Source organism: Flavobacterium microcysteis, assembly GCF_006385255.1.
In the GTDB taxonomy this organism is placed as follows: domain Bacteria; phylum Bacteroidota; class Bacteroidia; order Flavobacteriales; family Flavobacteriaceae; genus Flavobacterium; species Flavobacterium microcysteis.
The window spans coordinates 287,254-307,847 of record NZ_VFJE01000053.1; the positions used below are offsets into that span (position 1 = coordinate 287,254).

Genomic DNA, 20,594 nt, shown 5'->3' on the forward strand with positions numbered 1-20,594 from the left:
TTTATTTACAGTTTAGCAATACGTTCTACCTGAATACCTGAGTTTGTGGTGATTTTCATCAGATAGATACCTGATTCCAACGCATCGAAATGCACAACAGGACTGGTTCCGTTTTTAAAATTTTCTGAATGCACCAGCTGCCCGGTAATTGAATACACTTCTGCTTTGACAGCTTGTATTCCCGAAAGTTCCATTTGCAATACCGTTGTAACCGGATTAGGATAAAAGCGTATAGTAGCTGTTTTAGGATTATCTATATCCAGAAAATGGTCATTCAGATACAACCTGGATATGGTGCCCGCTTCCGATTGTCCGGTTGCCATAAAATCCAAATCGTTATCGCCGTCAACATCTGCAAAAGCCACATGAGAATTGTTCACACCCAGAAACGGAACTGTTACTTGAGTAAATCCTCCTGCTGCTCCATTGTTTATGTACATATCGGCTCTTCTGTTAGGATTCATATAACCGGAAATAAAGACATCGGGATAATTATCATTATTTATATCTGCAAAAACGCTTTTCCCGTATTGTGCGCCTATAAAAGGAAGATCAGGCACTAGGGTAAAATTGCCAGCACCATCATTTTTATACAGAAGCGCAACTTTTGCACTTACGGAAGTAGCACCTACAATCAAAAGGTCTTTATCGCCGTCATTATCATAATCTGCTGCTGCAACAGAACCTGTCTGTATGGAAGTTATAGGAGTAGGTTTTATAGTGAAAGTGCCATCTCCATCATTTATATATAAAGCATTTGCGATTATATTGTTTGTTGTACTTCCTGTAGCAAAAATATCCAGAAAACCATCGTTATTAAAGTCTTTCATAATAACCGAGCCCCTAGATACTCCTGAAGCAGTAATACCGCTTTGTGCCGGACTTACTTGGGTAAAATTTCCGGTTCCGTCATTTTTATACAATTCAATAATTGCTTCTGTACCTGTAAAGCCTGTCATTATCAAATCATTGTCGTTATCATTATCGATATCACCAAATGCTAGTGCCGAAAACGTGTTTTGTGTAAAAACTGCGGCTGAAAGTGAAAAATTCCCGGTTCCGTCATTGATATATAGTTTTGTTGTTGGACTTGGCGCACTACCGGAAATAATCAAATCGGGAAAATTATCGCCGTTGACATCGCCAAAAGCTGCCGCTCCTTCTCGGATTTTGAGAAAAGTATTTCCATCTGATAACGTAAAATTACCGCTGCCATCATTTTTGTATAATCTGGAAGTGAGTTCATAACTCGGGTTTGCTCCTGTTGCAAAAAAATCCAAGTCGCCATCGCCGTCAATATCTGCAAAGTCAATCGAGCTATATTGAACACCCATTATATCTGGCGTAGATTTTAATGTAAAATCTTGTGCTTTTACAGCAGCCGAAAGCACTAAAAAGACAAAAAAGCAACGTAAAGTTATCTTCATAAAACACTCATTTTAGGGTTAATACACCGCAATGTAAGAATTTTAATCAAGATAAGAATGACTTTTAAAGTCCACTTATTTAGCGTTATGATTTTAAGCCTGAATCTAAAAAACAACTATGAGAAATTCCCGAAAACAGGACGGTTGTTCATTTTGAAGAGTCTTTATTGGAAAAAATTCTGACCAGTTCTTTTATGACCAATATTCCCGCTATGGTAAACGCAATTAGTTTTACAGTTTCCATATCTGACATGATTTTAGTTTACTTACAGAAAATTTAGGGAGTATTTTTTTACTTTTTGCTCATGTGGTAGGTAAAAAAACAATAACTTTACGATTGTCTTTCGTGCAAAAAATGACATATTTATTAGATATGCCGTGCCATGACGACATATTTTTTTCTATATTCGTTGTTTGTTTTGTTACGTTTTGTTGTATTTCTACAATTTTATAAAACAAAGTAAACATTTTAATTTATAATAAACAAATTTATTTTTGTATGGACGGGAAAATTTTAAAAAAGAAATTGCAATCACTTGACATTCAAATGAATGAAATTGCAAAAAGATTAAACATTTCTCCCCAAAATCTTCAGAACCGATTCAAATCGAAAGAGATTACTTTGGATTTTCTTATTGAAGTCTCAAAAGCTGTAAATGTATCTGTTTACTATTTTATTAAAGACACTGTTTACGAAAATGAGTTTCTACAACCAGATAACGTGATATTGAAAGAACCGGACAGCGAATTTCATCCCAACAAGAATAATCTGGTTGATGCCAAAAACCAAACTATTGAAATTTTACAACGTGAAGTCCAAGACCTTAGAAATGATAAAGATTTTCTAAAAAAGATTATCGATTCGAACCTGGTCATTAAGAATTCCGACTTTGATTCTGAACAGGCATAAACATTTCCTGTTATGTCTACTATTCGTTATATTAAGGAACCTTTTTTAGCTAGAGCAATTTCTATTGTTTTTGTTTTTGCCAGTATTATCCTGTTATCTGAAAAACAAAAAGTATTTGGAGCCATTGCGCTTATAATTGGCCTTGGCCTGCTTTTTAGCAGCGCTATTAATACCGGAATAGAAATCAATACAGAAAAAAAGAGCTTTCGTAAACTATATTCTTTCTTGGGTATTGTATTTGGCGAATGGGAATCTTTCCCAAAAACAGAATATATTTCTGTTTATAAATCCCGGGAAACACTAAATAGTCCCGCTGCCAATTGGCCAACGCTCACAAGCAATTCCTACATTGTCAATTCTTTTTGGGAAGACAGGAGGCCTATTACATTATGTAAGGCCAATTCTAAAAAAGAAGCCCTTGCTATAGCTAGAGATATGGCAGATGTCTTAGGCATTAAAATTCTCGATTCTACAGAAGGAGAACAAAAGTGGGTTTGATTCTGAGGCTCTAAGCAGCTTAGGACCTTAGCACCTCAGAACCTTAGCACCTTACAACCCATAAACTCCCTAACATTTCTTTCATCAAGATGCGATTTTCTTACTTCGCTTCTTGTCACATAACATCCTATTTTTAATTTTTCTGGCATAAAAAGGCTATTACGGTATCACTAAATTTAGTGATAAAAAAATATACCAAAATTATGGTATTGTATGCGTTTTTGAAATATTGCAATTTTGAAAAGTCAAAAAAACATAATGTTTTAGAGACTTGCCCCAAAAACTAACCTGCTAAATATTTCGCTATGTATACAACTACTATTCAGAAAGTTGACAGCTTATTTCAAGCAAAAAAATCCAGCGTTATTCTTGCGGCTCAAACAGAAAATCTTTCGCATAATGCGAAAACGCCTTTTTGCGGCATACTCCTTCAGAAATTACACCTTCCTATAAGAATAAATAAATTCTATAATTCAACTATTAACTTAAACCTTAAAAACGTATGGAACCTTTTATTGGACAAATTCAAACATTTGGATTTAACTTCCCTCCTAGAGGATGGGCATTTTGTGATGGACAAATCATGTCAATTGCTCAAAACACTGCATTATTTTCGCTTTTAGGAACTACCTATGGTGGAAACGGACAAACAACATTCGCTCTTCCTGACTTGAGAGGAAGATCTGTTGTTCATCCTGGAAGCGGACCAGGATTAACCCCTGTTGCATGGGGAGAAGTTGGAGGAACTCAGAACGTGACTTTAACAATAAACAATATGCCTATGCACGCTCACAGTTTGGTTGAGGGTCAGGCACATGTTGCTACAACTATCCTTGCTACTAACAATAATAATGGAAGTAACACTACTGATAGCGGTAATAACGGATTTGGAGATTCAGGTAATATGCCGGAAATCTACAGAGAAAGCCCAACAGGAACGAATGTGGTAGGCGGTGTGAAATCTGTAATTAGCGGTACTACTGCTCTTGCAGGAGGAAGCACTCCTTTTTCAATACGTAATCCATACCTTGGAATCTATACAAGTATTGCTCTTGAAGGAATTTTCCCTTCTAGAAACTAATTAATATGGGGGAGTCACATCCCCCTTTATTTTATCTATTTATGACTTCTGAAATAAAAATCGGAATATTGTTGCCCCAATCGAAACAATACCCATCACTGGATCGGGATTTTATGCGAGGCATAAAATTAAACGACCTTGGTGTCAAGTTTTTTATTGAAAGTATTGGTATTGGCGCAGATGAAAAAGTAATCATCGAAAAAATGCAGAAACTTTCTTTACAGGAAGACATCAGCATTTTTATCGGTTTTTTTGGTCATCGCAATATCGAAAGCGTCTATGATTACGCAACAAACAACAATCTCTTTTTATTAGTTACGGATATAGGCTCAACATTGCCTTACGCCTCACAAAAGAAACAAGGCATATATATCAATTCATTTGGTATTGCTGAAAGCTCCTATCATCTTGGAGCTTATTTTGCTTCACAAAATTACAAAAACATAGCCACTTCATCCTCTTATTATGATTCTGGTTATGGCATTAATCAAGCCATAGAAATGGCACTTTATCAAAATGACAGTCAGTTTTCAGGACACTACATTACACCTTTAAATCCGAGGGAAAACGAAGCAGACTGTATGCAGGAAACTTTAGCTCCTTTAAAACCTGATGCAGTATTTGCTTTCCACAGCGGCATTTATGCAGAAGAACATGCTTCTTATCTTACTAAAAATAAACTCACACAAGACTATCCTTTTTATTTCACTTCTTTTTCTATCAGTGATAAGATAAAAGAAGAACACAAAGAGGCGCTTCAGGACATCATGGTAGTATCCTCCTGGTCAGATAACCTGAGAAACAAAAAAAACATATCCTTCGTAGAAAAACATAAGGCTATATTCCATCAGGCTCCAAGTATTTTCAGCTTATTGGGTTATGAATCAGGAATAATCCTGGAAAACTTATTTAAAGACACCGATGGTGTTCCCAGCCTGGAACAACTAATAGACAAAATGGGAGAAGCTCCTGAAGGCCCGAGAGGAAAGATACAATTTCATCCGGAAACCAACAGAACGAGCTTTGACAACTATATTTTTAAAATTACTGATGATGGAATCCAAATTGAAACCGTCCTAAAAAATGACGGGCAATTCATCCAAAACATCATGTCTGACCAGCAACCGCAATCTACGGGAGGCTGGCATAATGCTTACCTATGTCATTAAACCTTAAATCAATCATATGAAAACAACAATTACTTTTTTTAAAGCCTGTCTGTTTTTCATGATTTGTCTCCTGAGCGGAGTCAAATCGGAAGCACAGACAATGAATAAAGGCGATATTGCCTTTATAGGCTACAACACCGGTGGTCAGGACGGTTTTGCGTTTATTGCGCTCAATGACCTTCCTGCCGGACAGACGCTCTATTTTACGGAGCAAGGATGGTCCGGGACTCAATGGATGAATACCCTATCCGAACCACATCTTGCCTATGTTATTCCAGCCGGAATTACATGTGGTAAGATTATTTCATTTGTAGAAACGGCTCCGGATATAATTACGGTTACCGGAGGCGGAAGTATTACTTTTGCCCTGGGCACAGGTTTTAACCTTTCTGGTGGTGACCAAATTATTGCGTATCAATCTGCTTCTGGAGTTGCACCTGCTACTCCTATTTTTATTTCAGCTATCCATGGAGATTATAACTCGTCAAAGTATGATCCTGTAACAACATGGAATCCGGATACTGGAAGCAATAACACTTTATGGGCAACATCTGACTCTGCCGTGCCAACTGGTTTGGAAAATGGAGTGAATTGTATTTCATTATATCCGGCTCCTGGGCCTGAGTTTGCAAATGCAAAATACAACGGAACTTTAACGGGAACTTCTATTGCGCTACGTGCTGCAATTAATAATCCGGCTAACTGGATGCATGATAATTCTACTTCCACGGCGATTCCTATCCAACCTTCAAATTTCCCAACACCTTCTGTAACATGTATCAACTGTACGGCTCCTGCAGTTCCTACATTGACAGCCGCTACGACTCCGCTTTGTAATGGAGCCAGCAGAACAATCACTATTACAGGAAACTTGAATAGTGCTACAGCCTGGCATGTTTATTCTGGATCATGTGGTGGGACATTAGTAACATCTACTAGTACAGGATCATTTTCAGTGAGCCCGACTACTACAACCACTTATTATGTTCGTGGTGAAGGTGGCTGTGTAACTCCAGGCACGTGTGCAACGATAACGGTAAACGTAAATCCGGCTCTTGTATTAACAACCGGAGGAGGAGTAACAAATACAAGCTGTAATGGTGGTTCTAACGGAACAGCAACGGTAGCTCCAACAGGAGGAACACCTCCATATACTTATTCATGGGCTCCATCTGGAGGATCAGCTGCTACAGCTACAGGATTAAGTGCAGGAGCTTATACTGTAACCGTAACCGACAATGTTGGATGTACAGCTACAAGAAATTTTAGTGTTTTCCAGCCATCTGCTTTGGGAGGTACTGCTTCAAAAACTGATGTAAGCTGTAATGGCGGTAATAATGGTACAGCTAGTGTGGCTCCAACAGGAGGAACACCTCCTTATACGTATTCATGGGCTCCATCGGGAGGTGTAGCGGCTACAGCTACAGGACTGGCTCAAGGAACCTATACTGTAACTGTGACAGACAACAATGGCTGCCAAATGACAAGAACTGTTACTGTTAACCAACCAGCTAACGCTTTATCTGCCGCAACAGGTGGAAACAAGACAGATGTGAGCTGTAATGGAGGCAATAACGGAACTGCAACAGTAGCGCCAACTGGCGGTACAACTCCATATAGCTATTCTTGGGCTCCTTCAGGAGGAACAAATGCTACAGCTATAGGATTGGGTGTAGGAACTTATACGGTTACTGTAACTGATTTTAATGGTTGCCAAGCTACAAGAACATATACTATCAATCAGCCTGCAGCTGCATTGGGTGGAATAATCACAAAAACTGATGTAAGCTGTAATGGAGGTAATAACGGAACAGCTACTATATCCGCTAGTGGAGGAACAACACCTTATAGTTATTCATGGTCTCCTTCTGGAGGAACTAATGCTACGGCTACAGGACTTGGAACAGGAACCTATACCGTAACTATAACGGACTTTAATGGTTGTCAGATTACAAGAACTACTACAGTGAACCAGCCAGCAGCTGCATTGGGAGGAACAATTTCAAAAACCGACATAAACTGTAATGGAGGTGCTAACGGAACAGCTACGGTATCAATTACTGGAGGGACAACACCTTATAGCTATTCATGGGCTCCATCGGGAGGAACAAATGCCACTGCAACAGGACTGGCAACAGGAACCTATACTGTAACGGTAACCGATTTCAATGGTTGCCAGATTACAAGAACTACTACTGTTAATCAACCGGCTACAGCTATATCTGCTGCAACAGGTGGTGGAAAAACCGATGTAAGCTGTAATGGTGGTTCTAACGGAACTGCAACTGTAGCTCCAACAGGCGGTACACCACCGTATACCTACTCTTGGGCTCCATCAGGAGGAACAGCAGCTACTGCTACAGGACTGGCTGCAGGAACATATACGGTTACTGTGACAGATAACAATTCCTGTCAGGCAACAAGAACATTTACAATCAACCAACCGGCGACTGCATTGGGAGGAACAATCTCAAAAACAGATGTGAGCTGTAATGGTGGCTCTAACGGTACTGCTACGGTATCTGCTACCGGAGGAACTCCAAGCTATACCTATTCTTGGGCTCCATCTGGAGGAACGGCAGCAACTGCTACAGGACTGGCTGCAGGAACCTATACGGTTACTGTTACCGATGCCAATGCTTGTCAGATTACAAGAACGGTTACTGTAAACCAGCCAGCTAGCGCTTTATCTGCTGCAACAGGCGGTGGAAAAACCGATGTAAGCTGTAATGGAGGTGCTAACGGAACAGCAACGGTAGCTCCAACAGGAGGTACAACTCCATATAGCTATTCTTGGGCTCCAGTAGGAGGAACGAATGCTACTGCCACAGGATTGACAGCAGGAACATATACTGTTACTGTAACAGATTTCAACGGTTGTCAGGCTACAAGAACATATACTATCAATCAGCCAACCGCATTGGGAGGTACAGCATCTAAAACGGACGTAAGTTGCAATGGTGGCTCAAACGGTACTGCATCCGTATCTGTTACCGGAGGAACTCCAAGCTATACTTATTCTTGGGCTCCATCTGGAGGATCGGCTGCTACTGCTACAGGACTCGCAGCAGGAACCTATACGGTAACTGTTACCGATGCCAATGCTTGCCAGATTACAAGAACGGTTACTGTAAACCAGCCAGCTAGTGCTTTATCTGCTGCAACAGGCGGAGGTAAGACAGATGTGAGCTGTAATGGTGGTACTAACGGAACTGCAACGGTAGCGCCAACAGGAGGTACAACTCCATATAGCTATTCTTGGGCTCCATCAGGAGGAACAGCTGCTTCAGCTACAGGATTGGCTGCAGGAACCTATACAGTTACTGTAACTGATTTCAATGGTTGCCAGACTACAAGATCATTTACCATCAACCAGCCAACAGTTTTATCTGCTGCAACAGGCGGTGGCAAAACAGACGTGAGCTGTAATGGTGGTACTAACGGAACTGCAACGGTAGCGCCAACAGGCGGTACGCCTCCATACACCTATTCTTGGGCTCCATCCGGAGGAACAGCTGCTTCAGCTACAGGATTGGCTATTGGAACTTATACTGTAACCGTGACTGACAATAACAATTGCCAGACTACACGTAGCTTTACTATCACCCAGCCAACTGCCTTATCTGCTGCAACAGGCGGTGGTAAGACAGACGTAAGCTGCAATGGAGGTGCTAATGGAGCTGCAACGGTAGCACCAACCGGCGGTACTCCACCTTATACCTACTCTTGGTCTCCTTCTGGAGGAACAGCTGCTTCAGCTACAGGATTGGCTGCAGGAACATATACTGTGACTGTTACCGATGCGAATACTTGCCAGACCACAAGAAGTTTTACGATAAATCAACCTACTGCATTAACAGCAACCACATCACAAACTGATGTTAGCTGTAATGGAGGAGCTAACGGAACCGCTTCTGTTGTTGTTTCAGGAGGAACACCAAGTTATACTTATTCATGGGCTCCTTCAGGAGGAACGGCTGCTACTGCTTCAGGATTGACTGCCGGAACTTACACAGTAACAATCACTGATGCCAATGCATGTCAGATTACAAGAAGCTTCACAATTGCTGAGCCTACTGCATTGACAGCTACAACATCACAAACTAACGTGAGCTGCAACGGAGGTAGTAACGGAACCGCTTCTGTTACGGCTTCAGGAGGAACTCCTGCGTATACTTATTCATGGGCTCCTTCAGGAGGTACTGCAGCTACGGCTACAGGATTGGCTGCCGGAACTTATACTGTTACTATCACTGATGCCAATGCATGCCAGATTACAAGAACTGTTTCGGTAAGTGAGCCTAATGCATTATCAGCTACAACATCACAAACTGATATTCTTTGCAATGGAGGTTCTACCGGAAGCGCTAGTGTTACAGTTTCAGGAGGAACAGGTGCTTATACTTATTCATGGGCTCCTTCAGGAGGAACGGCTGCTACCGCTTCAGGATTGGCTGCAGGAACATATACTGTGACTGTAACTGATGCTAACCTATGCCAACTTACAAGAAGTTTTACAATAGCTGAGCCTACTGCATTATCAGCTACAACATCGCAAACTGATATTATTTGCAATGGAAGTTCTACCGGAAGCGCTAGTGTTACGGTTTCAGGAGGAACAGGTGCTTATACTTATTCATGGGCTCCTTCAGGAGGAACAGCAGCTACTGCTACTGGATTGGCTGCAGGAACATATACTGTAACTGTAACTGATGCTAACCTATGCCAACTTACAAGAAGCTTTACAATAGCTGAGCCTGCTGCATTATCAGCAACACCATCTCAAACTAGCGTGAGCTGTAATGGTGGAGCTAACGGTTCTGCTTCTGTTGTAGTAACTGGAGGAACAGGTGCTTATACTTACTCATGGGCTCCTTCAGGAGGTACTGCGGCTACTGCTACAGGATTGGCTGCTGGAAACTATACTGTGACAATAACTGACGCTAATTTGTGCCAGATTACAAGAACGATTCAAGTAACACAACCTTCTCCAATTGTTATCGTTCCATCACAATCTAACGTAAGCTGTACAGGTGGTTCTAATGGATCAGCTACAGTAGGCGTAACAGGTGGAGCTGGTAATTACACATTCTCATGGGCACCTTCAGGAGGTACTGGAGCTACGGCTACAGGGTTAGTTGCCGGAACGTATACTGTGACTGTTACCGATGCAAATTCATGTCAAGCTACACATAGCTTTACGATTACTACAACTGTGGATACAACTCCACCAGTTGTTATTACAACAAATATTACCGTACCGCTTACAGCTGGTGCTGCTACAATTACTGCAGCACAAGTTAACAACGGAAGTACAGACAATTGTGGTATTGCGAGCCTATCTGTTTCGCCAAGCACTTTCAACTGTACTAATGTTGGAGCGAATACCGTTACATTGACGGTAACTGACAACAATGGTAATATCGCAACAGGTACTGCTACTGTAACTATTACTGACCCTAGCAATTTCTGCGGTCTTTCTGTTCCTGAGTTTGGAGATCTTAAAACGAGATTGTATCCAAACCCTACAAACGGAATGGTGACTGTTGAATTCTCTAGAGACATAACTGCAGAAAAAATAGAAGTCTACTCAATCACTGGACAACTTATTCTTTCTGACACAAACAAAACGACTCATTCAAGCCGTCAATTTAACATGGAAAGATTCCCTTCAGGAGTTTATCTGGTTAAGATTACAACTGCTCAAGGAACACAAGTAAAACGTTTGATGAGAGAATAATTAAGTTAGGTTAAAGTGAATATAATTCCCCGAAACCGCCAATGCGTATTGCATTGGCGGTTTTTTTTCAACCCTACCTAAAAGCTAAGAATGCCTTAACAAATCGGATTGCTTTTTTTCCTAATTTAGTAGATAAGAATTTTTAATCCCTTAAAAACAAAAAAAGATGATAGCAACTAAAGGATACGCTGCCCAAGACAATAAAAGTCCCTTAGCACCCTGGAACTTTGAAAGGCGTGAAGTAGGACCTCACGATGTGCAGTTCGACATACAATATTGTGGTGTTTGTCACTCTGACCTCCACCAGATTAAAGACGATTGGTTTCCGGGAATTTTCCCTATGGTACCGGGTCACGAAATTGTTGGGCGTGTTGTCAAAGTTGGAGAACATGTCAAAAGATTTAAAGTTGGCGATATTGCCGGAACAGGATGTATGGTCGATTCGTGTCGCGAATGTGAAAATTGCCAAAAAGATCTGGAACAGTATTGTCTTAAAGGAAGTTCACAAACCTACAATGGCACAGAACAAGATGGAAAAACACCTACTTATGGTGGTTATTCCAATACTATTGTAGTCAATGAAGATTTCGTTCTTCATGTTTCAGACAAACTGAATCTTGCGGCTGTCGCTCCATTATTATGTGCCGGAATAACTACTTATTCTCCTTTGCGTCACTGGAAAGTAGGCAAAGGACATAAACTGGCTGTTCTGGGCTTAGGAGGCTTAGGACATATGGCTGTAAAATTTGGAGTATCGTTTGGTGCAGAAGTTACCGTTTTAAGTACTTCACCAAGCAAAGAACAGGATGCTCGAAAACTAGGTGCCCATAACTTTGTAGTGACTACAGACGAAGCGCAACTGGCAGCAGCCAGAAATTCTTTTGATTTCATACTGGATACGGTTTCTGCAGAACATGATCTGAATCTGTATCTTTCTTTATTGAAAACTGACGGCACACATATCTGTGTAGGCGTTCCATCCAAACCGTCTCCTGTAGCGGCATTTAGTCTTTTAGGAGGCAGAAAAAGTTTAGCAGGATCTGGAATTGGAGGTATTGCCGAAACTCAGGAAATGCTTGATTATTGTGCAGAACATGGTATCGTTTCAGAAATCGAAATGATAGACATCAAAAACATCCAGAATGCCTATGACAGGATGCTGAAAGGTGATGTCCGTTACCGATTCGTTATTGATATGGCAACACTTTAAAAAAGCAAACAACAGCAATTATTGGCTTTATGCAGAAAACATTTCTTCTGCATAAAGCCAATTTTATTAATGCTTCTTCCCTAACCTTTCTGTATTTTTAGACAAACAAATCCCATATGGAATTCATCCGCAACCATCTTGAGCTAAGTGCTAAATTGTCTGACCAGGACTGGGCTTTCTTTTCTTCCAGACTCATCCGGGAAGAGTTTCCTAAAAAATCACTGCTTGTCAAAACCGGACAGGTAGAAAATTACCTTTCTTTTGTAGAAAAAGGCATTATCCGGTTTTATATTCCAAAAGAAGAAAAAAACGACATCACCTTTTCTTTTACTTTTGATGGTAATTTTACCAGTGCCTATGAATCGTTTATTACAAAAACACCTTCAACCTATCAGGTAGAAACCCTTACGCCTACAATATTGTGGCGATTATCCCATGCTGATTTACAGGAAATTTATGCCAATACAGACATTGGAAACACCATAGGTCGTCTGGCCGCAGAACGAATTTATCTTGAAACTTCAAAACGTGAACTTTCCTTATTGAATCAAACGGCAGAACAACGTTACCTCAACCTATTTACCGAACAGCCACAGCTAATTCAAAAAATACCGCTGAAATATCTGGCATCCTATATTGGAATCACACCTCAGGCTCTAAGCAGAATCCGAAAGCGAATTTAGTAACCCAGGTTCATTGTTTGGCAAGATTGGGCAACAGAACTTTGTAGAAAAAAAGTATGGAAACTTTAATAACGCTGCTGGGAACATTTTCAATTTCCTTGATTATTCAAAAAATCTACCTGAAAGAATACAAATTTGCCTTAGCCGGAAGGATTGCCATGGCCGCCATGCTGGTTCTTACAACAATTGGACATTTCCTCTTTACCAAAGGCATGGCAATGATGATTTCTTTTCTACCTTTTCCAATAGAAATCGTATATGCAACTGGTTTTATAGAACTAATTGCCGCTATAGCGCTTTTGCTTCCAAAATACAAGACTCCAACCGGCTGGTTGCTAATCTTGTTTTTTGTACTATTGTTACCTGCGAATATCTATGCCGCTGCAAACCATATCAATATAGAAACAGCTGCTTATGACGGAGAAGGCTTGGATTATTTATGGTTCCGAATTCCTTTGCAGCTGCTCTTCATTGTTTGGGTGTATTGGAGTACACTTCGAAAATCATGATTATTTCTATTGCCTTTTAATACAGTCCCGGAAGTCGTTCTCCATTTCCATCAGTGGTTAGTACTTCGCTCATGTAATCCAGAAAAGGACGCATGTTCTTAAAAGTCTGATCCACCTCTTTCAAAAAAGAAGGACTAAGAACCTCAGCATCTGTAAACTTTCTAATGAGTAGGAATTGCTTATAGCGTAATAAATCGATTGCTTCATCAGTAGCGTCAAAACCTTTTGGTGCTTTCTTTAGCTGTTCGCCTTGCAATGAACCGAAAGTTTTTATAAACGTTTTGCTATTTATAATTTTTCGTAAAGTTTCCGGGTCAAAACTAATGTCTTCACGAATACGCTTAATATCTTCTGCATTAGGTGCCCAAAAGCCTCCCGCTATAAAACTATTGCCTGGTTCAATATCAAAATAATAACCTCCTCTTCTGAGTGCAGTTGCTCTTTTAAAGCCACCACTCCAGCTTGTTTTATAAGGTGTTTTGTCTTTCGAGAATCGGGTGTCTCTGTAAATTCGATGCAAGCCCTTTTTACCCGAAACCGTTTCAATGACATCATGGCTCCTAAGTTCCTGCAATAATGCCTCAGCAAAATTTTCAATCCCTGTGTATTCTTTCAAGTACAGTTCTTTGTTTTCATTGAACCATTCCCTGTTATTATTTTCTTTGAGCATTTTTAGATAGTCAAGGCTTGAAGCAGATATATGTGCTGATGTCTTTGAATCCATGTCTTTTGATTTTGGTTTTTAGCTTTTGTCAAAGTTAGTTTCTTTTTGGATTGTATTCAATGTAAAAAACAGCAGCAAGGAATTTAGAATAAAGCATTTTATTTGAAATGCGATTTAGCGAATAAGTATAAATTCAAAACTCAATGAGTTATTGTTTTACGGTTGCTTATTCCTTAAACCCTACAAAAAACGCTAACAAAAGTTAGCGTTTTTCTCAATAATAAGCATCTAGGCTACCATTCCAACTTATCCTTTTTATCAAATCCCCACCGGATGCCAAACAGTGTCATCAAATCATCACCGCTTTCACTTTCAAAGTTTTTACCAAAGCCGCCTCTTAAATACAAATTATCATTGATTTTATATTGCACCAGACCTACCGAACGATAATCGTCTCCATCGCCTGTTCTTTTAATGTATTCATAACCTACGGATAGTTTTTTAAAATCAAGTTGTGTTTTGCCTCCATAATCAAAATAGTTGAAGGTATTTGAATAATCTGCCAATGATTTTTGATAGACGGCATCGTCTTGAAGGTATCTTCCAAAAGCATAAAAATTAATATAATTTTCTTTGCCCATCTTTAAGCTAAAAGTCGCCGTTGACCAGAATCCCAGCCTATCCGACTGGTTGTTGCTAAATTTATTATCCGGATACAGCAGACTATAGGCAGCTGCAACATCGAGAGTAAACATCGGTTTACGAAGTATTTCTGCAAATTCATCTGGAGACTCAATTTTCATAGTATCGAGAATCTTATCTCGTATATCTCTAAATTCCTGCGAGCTTCTCTGCAAATTTGGATGTTGTTTTATCGTTGCATCGTCAGCGAGAGCTATCATTTCCTCATAGGTTCCTCTAAATTTATTATAGCTATCTGTCAGACCCTTTTTATTTTTAGAAAAAACCGTAAGCAGATTCACATTCAATCCGATTGCAACCGTTGTTGTAGAATCATTTTGGCTGATCGCACCTGAAAGATTAGGCCGTTTGATTCGGGCAAAACTCACTTGTTTAAATTTATCTACAGATCCTTCGAGCCCATAAAAACCTAATCCCTTGAGTTGTTTTCTATCGAAGATGACCGAATAATCAAAGGAAATTTTCGACAAATTCTCCGTATTGATATTAAACTCCTTAACTGCCGGATTGGAGGTTATTATCGCAGCAGTATTGTCCAGTAAGGTCAAAGCACTGGAACTGGCTATTTCAATTTGCTTCAAATCGGTTGAAGTGGAATCATTTTGTGCATTTGAGAGATGAGAACACAAAATTAAAATGGACAACAATATCGTATTTCTCATAATATGTCGATTATTTTAGTGAAATAGAGCAGCTTTTTGCTTTCAATTTTCTTGAAGTTGTCATATTCTTTAATTTCAATAGCCTTGTCTTTGCAATCATAAACTTTATAAGAGAAGTCTAATCTTTCAATGAGGGCATCAAGTTCAGAACTGTCAACATTTTTATAGTTCAAAAATGTTTCATAATACAACAATCCATGATAGTGAGAAAAAGGACTTGTTTTTATTATTGATGCATTAGTATTTAGCGGCGGGGTTACTGCCACTGGCTTTTCCGTTGATTTACCGTTTGGTGTTTCCAAATATACTCTGGTAAAAAGCGGAATAAATCCCTGAACATTGCTTAGTTCAAATGAGGTTGCGATTTTTTCGCAATTCTTGATTTCAATTGTTGAAGTTGCCATAGTCATAAGTTTTAAGTTGTTTACTCCTTTTAAAACATTTCGATTTCTCGTTTTTATTGATTCACGATCGATATGTATTCCAAAACTACCTGAACTCAAAACTTGCTACAATAGGGAAAACCCTAACTCGATTAAGGCTTTTCCATAACCCATTGAAATTCCAATAAATACAGTAAATTATTAAGAAAAAAGTGATATTTTAGCTAGGCTTGCCGAAGGATAGGTGAAAACCCAAAAGAAATAGGGAAAACCCTATTGAGCTGGAAGTATAGAAATGTAAACTTTGTAACAAACTTAATTATCAACCTCCAATAGTTACATTATGAAAAAAACAGTTTTATTCTTATTCTTATCATTGGTGATGATAGGATGCAAAGACGAGAAAAACGAGAAACCTTCTGAAAAAGCGGCCGAAGAAACCCAGATGTTAAGGCCTAATGACCACGAATGTCTTACTCTGGAACAGTATGATCTTTTACCTACAACTGAAGAAAAAGAAGACTGGCTCCGTAAATATGGCAAAGCAGTTTGCGATAATATTCTATTTGAAGCTACCTTAAAAACCCATACTATTAAAACGGGTGAGTTTACGCCTAATCCAAGTGGAAGTTTAAAGAAGGATTGGAGTGACATAGAAAGCATGACAAAGCAGTATTCTGTATATGACCGTTACCTAAGTTTTGATGTAGATGCTGTAAAAAAGAAAATTAACAGTATCAAAATTGTCCCAACTTTTGACAAAAAGATATCGTGTTATTCTCTTGCTCTACTTAGAGCCATTGCTAAAGAAAATAATGGCAGCAATATTTCTTTTGAATTTATCTATGCAACAATAAAAGCCGGAAAAGAGACAATTATAATGAAAGTAACCGATTTGAATGGGAAAAGTTCTTATTATGACTATTCTGACGAGCCTATGAAAAAGAACGATCCTATAATAATGCGTAGTGTAAAATCTCCTCTATAAATTTTAATCCGCAAGCAGTAATGATTAATTTTGTTTATCACTTTCTTTCGCCATTAAAGATTATTGTCCTTCTGACATTACTTTCTGGCCTGCTATTCCTGGACAAAAAAAGACAAATTCACAGGCATTTGCTTGCAATTCTTTGGGTTTGTTTTCTCACAGAAGTTATAAATTCAATTTTAATCGTTAACAAAAAATCCATTGTGCTTTGTGTAAGTATAAGCATAATTATACACCATGGATTATGGCTTTGGATGCTCGCAAAAAATGCAGCGAAAAAAAACGCTGCATTTCTTTTGTTAGGCTGCTTTTTACTTTTTGGGCTCATTAACCTGGGCTTTTTAGACGGAACAAAAAAATTCAATTATTACACCTTTGTTGTGGGTGCCTTTTTATACATAATCATCTTTATTTATGAAAGCTTTTGCAGGCTCAGACAGGAAAATTTTGATTTCTTCCTGTCCAATACTTTTATACTGCTAACGGCTCCTGTCCTATTTTTTTTCGGCCTAAGCTTTATGTTTGGGTTTAACAGTAAAAATGTCACCTCTTATCTTCTATTTGGGCAACTAAAGTTATATACCTTCATTTCTTATTTTGTAAACATTATTTACTATTCCCTTATAAACCTTTATATTTATCGTGAAAAAAAGCTGAGACATGTTGAATAATGTAGCCTTCGGAATCATCATCGGGTTGCTTTTTATCAGCCTGCTAATCCTCTTTTGTGTGGTATTGGTAAAACTATATATCCGTAAGATCAAAAACTACACGGAAGTCATTTACCAAAAAGACATCGATTTTCAGAAAACAGTAAACCAGACGATTCTTGAAACCCAGGAGCAGGTATTGCAGAACATTTCTCAAGACCTTCATGATGATGCCGGACAACAGCTTACTTATATTAATTTCCAGATTGAAAACCTGAAACTCGATTCGCCGGAACTGAACCAGACTTTGCAACCTTTGTCGCAATCAGTTAGCAATCTTTCGCAATCCATCCGAAACATTAGCCATTCCCTAAACAACCAGATGCTTCTGCAACAAGACCTGGTAAAAGCCATAGAATCCGAAATCATACGCCTACAAAAAAGTTCAATTCCTATCCATTTTGAACTCAAAGGAAAAGATAAACGGATATTCTCAACAAACGAAAAGATTGTCATCTATAGAATTTTTCAGGAAATCATGAACAACTGTTTCAAACATTCCAAAGCCAGCCAGATTGAAATACGATTGAGAGCCAGTCCTAACTTTGAAATGGCTATTTCTGATAATGGAAAAGGATTTGACTATGAAAAAATCAAAAATAGCCCTACCACAATGGGATTACAGAACATAATCAGCCGTGCTGCTATTATTGATTATTCTGTAAACATCTGGTCAGAAAATGAAAAAGGAACAAAAATCAGGCTTTCAGAAAACAAACTCCCCTAAACATGGAAAAAATTACGATTGGCATTATAGACGACCACAAAATTGTAAGACAGGGATTAAAAGAGCTCTTGCAAAAAATAAGCAATTTTGCCGTAACTGTAGAATTTGATAATGGTACCGATTTCCTGGCATCACTGCCGTTGGAAAATCAGCCGAACCTATTTATTTTAGATTATTCCATGCCGGGAATGAACGGAATTGAAGTATTGAAAGCATTAGAAGAAATAGAAGGCGAATATAAGGTACTGCTACTAACACAACATTTCGACGAGCAGATTATCGATGCAGCCTACCATCATGGAGCAAGAGGATTTTTGCATAAAAATTGTACGGCCCATGACCTGAAATTTGCCATTGATAATATCGTAAAAATAGGATACAACAACATTTCTGAGATACTAAAACGTATGAGGAACTATGAAACATCGTCTGACAAGGATGCTAAAAGCCAAATTGTATTGTCTGAAAGAGAATTGGAATTTCTGAAACTGGTTTGTGATGAAAGAGAACTAACCTATGACCAGATGGCCGACAGTATGGGGTTATCCGTAAAATCTATCGAATCCTACCGTACGGCTCTCTTTGAAAGGTTTGGTATTAAATCAAAAGTGGGACTCGTTTTGTTTTCTTATAAATACCAGATAACACCACCTTTTATCTGATTGTTAGGAAGAAATTGCTCGCACTTGCATTCCTGAATATTTTGTTTCAACAACTCTCTTCTCCAAGAAAGCATTTAAATCTAAAACAGAATAATTCATCATTCTAAAGAATGCTTATCTTTGCAGCAAACAACAACACAACAATGAATTACTTCTCATCCGATTTCAAGCTCGGAATACTAGGCGGAGGACAGCTTGGCAAAATGCTTCTGGCCGACACCCGAAAATTTGATATACAGACTTATGTCTTAGACCCAAGTGAAGAAGCTCCAAGCCGAATGGGTTGCAACAAATTCTACCAAGGCGATCTTATGGATTATGATACGGTGTATGAATTTGGCAAAAAAACCGATGTTCTGACTTTTGAAATAGAGTTGGTGAATCTTGAAGCTTTGGAACAACTGGAACAAGAAGGTACAAAAGTATATCCTTCTCCAAAAACGCTCAGAAACATCCAGAACAAAGGAAGGCAGAAAGATTTTTATAAAACCCATAATATCCCGACAGCTCCTTTTCAACGATTTCAGACTCTGGAAGATTTAAAAACCAATCTTGAAAACAACAGCCTTTCTTTACCTTTCGTATGGAAAAGTGCCGAGTTTGGTTATGACGGGAATGGTGTCAAAATAGTACGTTCTGTATCGGATCTAGCAAACCTGCCAAATGTAGAATGTATTGCGGAAGAAATGATTCCTTTTAAAAATGAATTGGCCGTAATTGTCGTTCGAAATCCAAAAGGCGAAATCAAGACCTATCCGGTAGTAGAAATGGAATTCCATCCCGAAGCCAATCAGGTAGAATATGTTATTTGTCCAGCGCGTATTGATGACAAAGTCGCTGCAAAAGCACGAGAAATAGCATTGAAAGTTTCTGAAGCTTTTGAGCATGTCGGATTACTGGCTGTTGAAATGTTCCAGACAGAAAATGACGAAATTCTGGTTAATGAAGTAGCACCAAGACCGCATAATTCAGGTCATTACAGCATTGAAGCCAGTTATACTTCTCAGTTTGAAAATCACTTGCGGGCCATCCTTGACCTGCCTTTGGGCAATACAGAAAGCAAAGTAGCTGGTATCATGGTCAACCTTGTTGGCGAAGAAGGCCACTCAGGTCAGGTAGTTTATAAAAACATCGAAGAAATATTAGCTATTGACGGTGTGACTCCTCATATTTACGGAAAACGTGAAACAAGACCATTTAGAAAAATGGGCCATGTTACCATCGTAAATGAAGATATTGCCAAAGCCAGAAAAACAGCAGAAGAAGTAAAAAAACTAATACGAGTGATCAGCAATTCATAAGCTGCCACCTTAATTATACCTTATACCTATGAAAATTGCAATCATAATGGGCTCCATTTCTGACATGCCGGTCATGCAGGAAGCCATCGACATACTAAAAGAATTTGGAATTGAAACTGAAGTAGACATCGTTTCGGCTCACCGCACACCGGAAAAACTATTCGACTTTAGCAAAAATGCACATACCCGTGGCATTGCTGCGATTGTTGCCGGAGCCGGAGGCGCAGCACACCTACCTGGAATGGTAGCCTCAATGTCTCCACTTCCCGTAATTGGCGTTCCTGTAAAATCAAGTAACTCTATTGATGGTTGGGACAGCGTGCTTTCCATTCTTCAAATGCCTGGCGGTGTTCCTGTTGCAACAGTTGCTCTGAATGGTGCTAAAAATGCAGGAATCCTGGCAGCACAAATCATTGGAAGTAGCGACAAGGCTGTTTTAGACAAAATCATAGCTTATAAAGAAAGCTTAAAACAAGCCGTGCTCAAGGCATCTGAAAATCTGAAAAAATAATTTCCTATAAAAATAATTAGAGACCAAGCCCATACAGGCTTGGTTTTTTATTTTAAA

At 39.1% G+C, this 20,594-nt stretch carries 17 protein-coding genes; 13 read left to right on the forward strand and 4 right to left on the reverse strand.

The window, feature by feature from the left end; translation table 11 throughout:
- Positions 1 to 5: 5 nt before the first annotated feature.
- Positions 6 to 1,427, reverse strand: a complete 1,422-nt coding sequence (locus FJA49_RS08495) for a T9SS type A sorting domain-containing protein (RefSeq protein ID WP_140000542.1) — start codon at positions 1,425 to 1,427, stop codon at positions 6 to 8.
- Between the two features lie 499 nt (positions 1,428 to 1,926).
- Between FJA49_RS08495 and FJA49_RS08500 the strand changes: the two genes are divergently transcribed.
- The 8 genes from FJA49_RS08500 to FJA49_RS08535 all read left to right on the forward strand — a co-directional run bounded on the left by FJA49_RS08500 (position 1,927) and on the right by FJA49_RS08535 (position 13,227).
- Positions 1,927 to 2,337, forward strand: a complete 411-nt coding sequence (locus tag FJA49_RS08500) for a helix-turn-helix domain-containing protein (RefSeq protein ID WP_140000543.1) — start codon at positions 1,927 to 1,929, stop codon at positions 2,335 to 2,337.
- A 12-nt stretch (positions 2,338 to 2,349) separates the two neighbouring features.
- Complete coding sequence (locus FJA49_RS08505) at positions 2,350 to 2,835, forward strand: hypothetical protein (protein ID WP_140000544.1); 486 nt, start codon at positions 2,350 to 2,352, stop codon at positions 2,833 to 2,835.
- Between the two features lie 502 nt (positions 2,836 to 3,337).
- Positions 3,338 to 3,916 carry a phage tail protein gene (locus FJA49_RS08510; protein ID WP_140000545.1) on the forward strand — a complete coding sequence of 193 codons (579 nt, stop codon included), beginning with the start codon at positions 3,338 to 3,340 and terminating at the stop codon, positions 3,914 to 3,916.
- A 41-nt stretch (positions 3,917 to 3,957) separates the two neighbouring features.
- On the forward strand, positions 3,958 to 5,085 hold the full coding sequence (locus FJA49_RS08515; protein WP_158629468.1) for an ABC transporter substrate-binding protein: 1,128 nt from the start codon (positions 3,958 to 3,960) through the stop codon (positions 5,083 to 5,085).
- A gap of 16 nt (positions 5,086 to 5,101) precedes the next feature.
- On the forward strand, positions 5,102 to 10,825 hold the full coding sequence (locus FJA49_RS08520) for a T9SS type A sorting domain-containing protein (RefSeq protein ID WP_140000547.1): 5,724 nt from the start codon (positions 5,102 to 5,104) through the stop codon (positions 10,823 to 10,825).
- A 166-nt stretch (positions 10,826 to 10,991) separates the two neighbouring features.
- A complete protein-coding gene (locus FJA49_RS08525; RefSeq protein WP_140000548.1) occupies positions 10,992 to 12,035 on the forward strand; it encodes an NAD(P)-dependent alcohol dehydrogenase in 1,044 nt (347 codons plus the stop codon).
- A gap of 116 nt (positions 12,036 to 12,151) precedes the next feature.
- A complete protein-coding gene (locus FJA49_RS08530) occupies positions 12,152 to 12,718 on the forward strand; it encodes a Crp/Fnr family transcriptional regulator (RefSeq protein ID WP_140000549.1) in 567 nt (188 codons plus the stop codon).
- 56 nt (positions 12,719 to 12,774) lie between these two features.
- Positions 12,775 to 13,227 carry a DoxX family protein gene (locus FJA49_RS08535; protein WP_140000550.1) on the forward strand — a complete coding sequence of 151 codons (453 nt, stop codon included), beginning with the start codon at positions 12,775 to 12,777 and terminating at the stop codon, positions 13,225 to 13,227.
- Between the two features lie 16 nt (positions 13,228 to 13,243).
- Here FJA49_RS08535 and FJA49_RS08540 read toward each other — a convergent pair whose 3' ends face one another.
- The 3 genes from FJA49_RS08540 to FJA49_RS08550 all read right to left on the reverse strand — a co-directional run bounded on the left by FJA49_RS08540 (position 13,244) and on the right by FJA49_RS08550 (position 15,659).
- A complete protein-coding gene (locus FJA49_RS08540) occupies positions 13,244 to 13,951 on the reverse strand; it encodes a DUF2461 domain-containing protein (protein WP_140000551.1) in 708 nt (235 codons plus the stop codon).
- A 233-nt stretch (positions 13,952 to 14,184) separates the two neighbouring features.
- On the reverse strand, positions 14,185 to 15,255 hold the full coding sequence (locus FJA49_RS08545; protein ID WP_140000552.1) for a hypothetical protein: 1,071 nt from the start codon (positions 15,253 to 15,255) through the stop codon (positions 14,185 to 14,187).
- On the reverse strand, positions 15,252 to 15,659 hold the full coding sequence (locus tag FJA49_RS08550) for a hypothetical protein (protein WP_140000553.1): 408 nt from the start codon (positions 15,657 to 15,659) through the stop codon (positions 15,252 to 15,254). Before FJA49_RS08550 ends, FJA49_RS08545 begins: the two co-directional genes overlap by 4 nt.
- A 322-nt stretch (positions 15,660 to 15,981) precedes the next feature.
- Here FJA49_RS08550 and FJA49_RS08555 point away from each other — a divergent pair, with 322 nt between their 5' ends.
- The 5 genes from FJA49_RS08555 to purE all read left to right on the forward strand — a co-directional run bounded on the left by FJA49_RS08555 (position 15,982) and on the right by purE (position 20,537).
- Positions 15,982 to 16,626 (forward strand): hypothetical protein, encoded by a 645-nt coding sequence (locus FJA49_RS08555; RefSeq protein ID WP_140000554.1) that lies wholly within the window; start codon positions 15,982 to 15,984, stop codon positions 16,624 to 16,626.
- A 660-nt stretch (positions 16,627 to 17,286) separates the two neighbouring features.
- Positions 17,287 to 18,063, forward strand: coding sequence for a sensor histidine kinase (locus FJA49_RS08560; RefSeq protein WP_140000555.1), 777 nt, complete (start codon positions 17,287 to 17,289; stop codon positions 18,061 to 18,063).
- A gap of 2 nt (positions 18,064 to 18,065) precedes the next feature.
- On the forward strand, positions 18,066 to 18,725 hold the full coding sequence (locus FJA49_RS08565; protein WP_140000556.1) for a response regulator transcription factor: 660 nt from the start codon (positions 18,066 to 18,068) through the stop codon (positions 18,723 to 18,725).
- A 143-nt stretch (positions 18,726 to 18,868) separates the two neighbouring features.
- Complete coding sequence (locus FJA49_RS08570; RefSeq protein WP_140000557.1) at positions 18,869 to 20,026, forward strand: 5-(carboxyamino)imidazole ribonucleotide synthase; 1,158 nt, start codon at positions 18,869 to 18,871, stop codon at positions 20,024 to 20,026.
- Positions 20,027 to 20,054: 28 nt separating this feature from the next.
- Complete coding sequence (gene purE / locus FJA49_RS08575; RefSeq protein WP_140000558.1) at positions 20,055 to 20,537, forward strand: 5-(carboxyamino)imidazole ribonucleotide mutase; 483 nt, start codon at positions 20,055 to 20,057, stop codon at positions 20,535 to 20,537.
- Positions 20,538 to 20,594 lie beyond the last annotated feature (57 nt).